5 protein-coding genes are annotated in these 2,925 nt (G+C 55.6%); 2 read left to right on the top strand and 3 right to left on the bottom strand.

Features of this window, described 5'->3' with window-relative positions; all coding sequences use genetic code 11:
- The 3 genes from Q0520_RS11110 to Q0520_RS11100 form a co-directional block, all read right to left on the bottom strand.
- The coding region (locus Q0520_RS11110; RefSeq protein WP_298670083.1) for a DUF1829 domain-containing protein at nucleotides 1-739 on the bottom strand (739 nt) is incomplete at its 3' end.
- On the bottom strand, nucleotides 736-1,182 hold the full coding sequence (locus tag Q0520_RS11105) for a DUF6978 family protein (protein ID WP_298670081.1): 447 nt from the start codon (nucleotides 1,180-1,182) through the stop codon (nucleotides 736-738). The genes Q0520_RS11110 and Q0520_RS11105, both read right to left, overlap by 4 nt.
- Nucleotides 1,179-1,622: a dual specificity protein phosphatase gene (locus Q0520_RS11100; protein ID WP_298670080.1), complete on the bottom strand. Its 444-nt coding sequence runs from the start codon at nucleotides 1,620-1,622 to the stop codon at nucleotides 1,179-1,181. Before Q0520_RS11100 ends, Q0520_RS11105 begins: the two co-directional genes overlap by 4 nt.
- 426 nt (nucleotides 1,623-2,048) lie before the next feature.
- Between Q0520_RS11100 and Q0520_RS11095 the strand changes: the two genes are divergently transcribed.
- Together Q0520_RS11095 and Q0520_RS11090 are read left to right on the top strand one after the other, a co-directional pair.
- Complete coding sequence (locus Q0520_RS11095; protein WP_298670078.1) at nucleotides 2,049-2,390, top strand: hypothetical protein; 342 nt, start codon at nucleotides 2,049-2,051, stop codon at nucleotides 2,388-2,390.
- Between the two features lie 113 nt (nucleotides 2,391-2,503).
- Nucleotides 2,504-2,896, top strand: a complete 393-nt coding sequence (locus tag Q0520_RS11090) for a hypothetical protein (RefSeq protein ID WP_298670076.1) — start codon at nucleotides 2,504-2,506, stop codon at nucleotides 2,894-2,896.
- Nucleotides 2,897-2,925 lie beyond the last annotated feature (29 nt).

The following is a 2,925-nucleotide window of genomic DNA, read 5'->3' as shown; positions in this document are numbered from 1 at the left end:
GGTCCCGCATGCTCCAGACGACAGGGGTCACGTCATACCTTCTCAGCGCATCCAGCACCCCGGCCTGCACCGGACGGTCGGCGTCATTCAGGATGGCATATGCTCTGGAGTCAGGCGGGCGAACTTCTTTACTGTCGAACCACGAGAATGCAACCGCCTGTGCTGTCTCGCGATTCGGACTGCTGATCGTCTTGAGGATACGTTCTGGTTGGTTGCGGGACCTGGGGATGATGAAGTCGAAGAGGTGATCAAACCCACTATGCCCGGTGAATTTTATATTTGCGGTGTACCGGATCTCGTGGGTGTCCAGCCAGGCGACCACGTCCTCGTAAAAGAGGCTTGCCGTCATCGGCGTTGCAAGGCTGAAGAGATCGTTGACCGCAAGCATCGCCTGGATCAGGTTGTGTTTGCCGGGGGCGAAGTTCGCGGCAGATGTGTGCACTTCGAGCATGTCCCCGTTGAGTTTCACCCCAAACCCGTTGAGCGTCATCATCAGCAGCGCCTTTCTCTTCGGCGTGTCCAGTCTACAGCCCGACTGCTCCAGGTCCTGGAGGATGTAGCCTGCATCGGTCAGGATATATTCCGTGTCCCGGCGCCGGGCGTAGATCTGGAGATAGTCGTTGTGGCGGTCAAGATAGGGCGTGGTGATCTCCACCCACTCGTCCACCTGCCGCACCTGCGTCTTTTCCTTGAGCCAGCGGGAGTACGCGTCCAGCAGGCCCTGGACTTCACCGATCATAGAATTCCTCTCTGAATATTCGGCGGATCAAGTATGGTGCAGTAGTGCATAAAGTCCTGCAAGGTCTGCCACGGATCCGGGAGATGGGGAAACGCGTCTGAGGGCACTGCAACTGCCCACTTGTCTCCATATCCTTCCCGATATATATGCAGATGGGGGCAGGGTATCTCTGCACCATCAGGATTTCTATGGGGTGGCCCCCCGAAATCCAGTCTGACAAGCACGATAATCTGTCGTGCGCGGTTCTGGTATGTGCCTTTCCTGAGATCAAACCTGCCTCTCCGGATATCAAGGGAAAATGATTCACGTCCGTCGCGGGACAGGAGGGGCAGAGAGAGATGCCCTCCTGCCACAGGGAAGTGAGTCTCCTCATCATTTGCCCTGACCTTCGGAAGAGCGATGAGGGCGTCGGCGGTCGCCTGGTCAAGATCAATAGCGCTCATGTCTCTCGGTCCTCGCCGGGTTCTTCTGATGCTCCGGAGTAGGTGTCCCCATTTTCCATCATGTAGCCTCTCATGCCGGCTTTCGGGTTATACGGGGGATATATCGAGCGGAAGATTGTTTCTGCCCGGATAAAATCCAGTCCCCTGAAAATATCGGTGTACGCCGCAAGATATAGCAGGCCGATCCCCGGCGACCGTGAACGCCCTTCGTTGCAGTGGACGAGGACACGGTTGCCCTGCTGCAGGCTGGTGTCGATGTACTCCAGTGCCGTATCGATGATCTCTTTGGGGATGTAGGCCGGGTCCGGGGCATCCACGAGATTGAGAATGAGGTGGTCGTCTCTCCGTGCAATGAGATATTCAGGGTGGTCTTTCGGGGCGGCCCGACCCGTGTATCCCGGTGCCTGACGGTGGTAGGGCTCCTTGCAGGCATGGACCACGCACCATCCAGTTTCGTATCTGACGCGTTGTTCGTAATCTGATTCATTACCGATGTATAAATGGGGGTGGATCTCGATCATGGGGCATCATAGGGATGATTTTCTCAATTCATACGATTGAATGTATTTTTCAAGAAATGTATCTGTCACGATATATATTTTTGCGGGAGAGGGGTGAAAATGAGATCTTCAGGGATATTTAATGATGAGATTGTGGTGTTTCCTTCCACGATACCCCCATGATACACGCCCTCGTCACATTTTCTCATGAGGAATGAGATGAATCCCGGAATCTCCAGATAGTTTTGCTCTGAGATTGGCTATATGTGAGTGGGTTCGTGAGCGTATCGGTTGGAAAAAATAGTCCTGGTAGAGGGTCATTCAACGTCGGGAAAGATTCATTAGACGATGAGGTGGTGATGATGTATGCAGGTCTGTCCTGATTGCCATACACAGTGTGGCGATGACGCAAACTACTGCGGGAAATGCCAGGCAAAACTTCCCAACGCAAAAGACTGGATGGTGGATTACAAGAAACTGCGAGAGTCTACGGAGACAGAACTCGAAAAAACTTCAGAACAGGTACACATAAGCCTGAATGATGAGAAATTCCAGTGCCGTCTCTTCCTTACCATCCTTCAGCGGGCAAGAGAGGGGTCAGACTCCTCCTCAGAGAATGAGCGCTACCTGAGCAAGGAGATCCTCATGATGGTATTTCAGGAGGTGATGAAAGACAGTGAAATGAGGTCTGAGGTTGTGAAAGACTGAGGACGTCCTCGGCAGACCTGATCGAGGTCCACCCCGGCGACCGCAGGAACACCACCCAGGACATCATCGGCTCTGTCGTCTCCCTCCTCGACGCCTATGAGGGGGCGTTCGGTATGCGGCCCGCGGTCATGCTGGAGAACAGGACAGGGCAGTGCATCCAGGAGGGGAGGGAGATCAGAAAACTTGCCGACGACGTGGCCGCGAGGGGCGACGACCTCCTTGCGTCCTTCGGCTGCGTGCTCGACGTCCAGCAGCTGCACACGGTGACGAAGGAGAGGTGCTTCGCCTCCTTCGACCTGATCCCGCCGGCCTTCCTCATCCACCGGAAGCACGGCACGCCGTCGGTCGGCGACCCGAACCCGTGGGGGAGGATCTGTGCAAAGATCGGGACGTTCGACCACCCGGTCATCATCAACCCCGAGGTCCATCATAAAAATGAGGTCGGGGAGACGATCGGGTTTTGTCGGGGGATGGTGGGGGGAGGGAAACCGTCGCCGCGGTGGTGAGCCATCCCCCTCACCGGTTGGCGAACTGG

This window comes from uncultured Methanofollis sp., from assembly GCF_937919355.1.
Lineage (GTDB): Archaea > Halobacteriota > Methanomicrobia > Methanomicrobiales > Methanofollaceae > Methanofollis.
The sequence above is the reverse complement of the archived record's forward strand: the minus strand, read 5'-3'. Positions and strand labels throughout refer to the sequence as shown.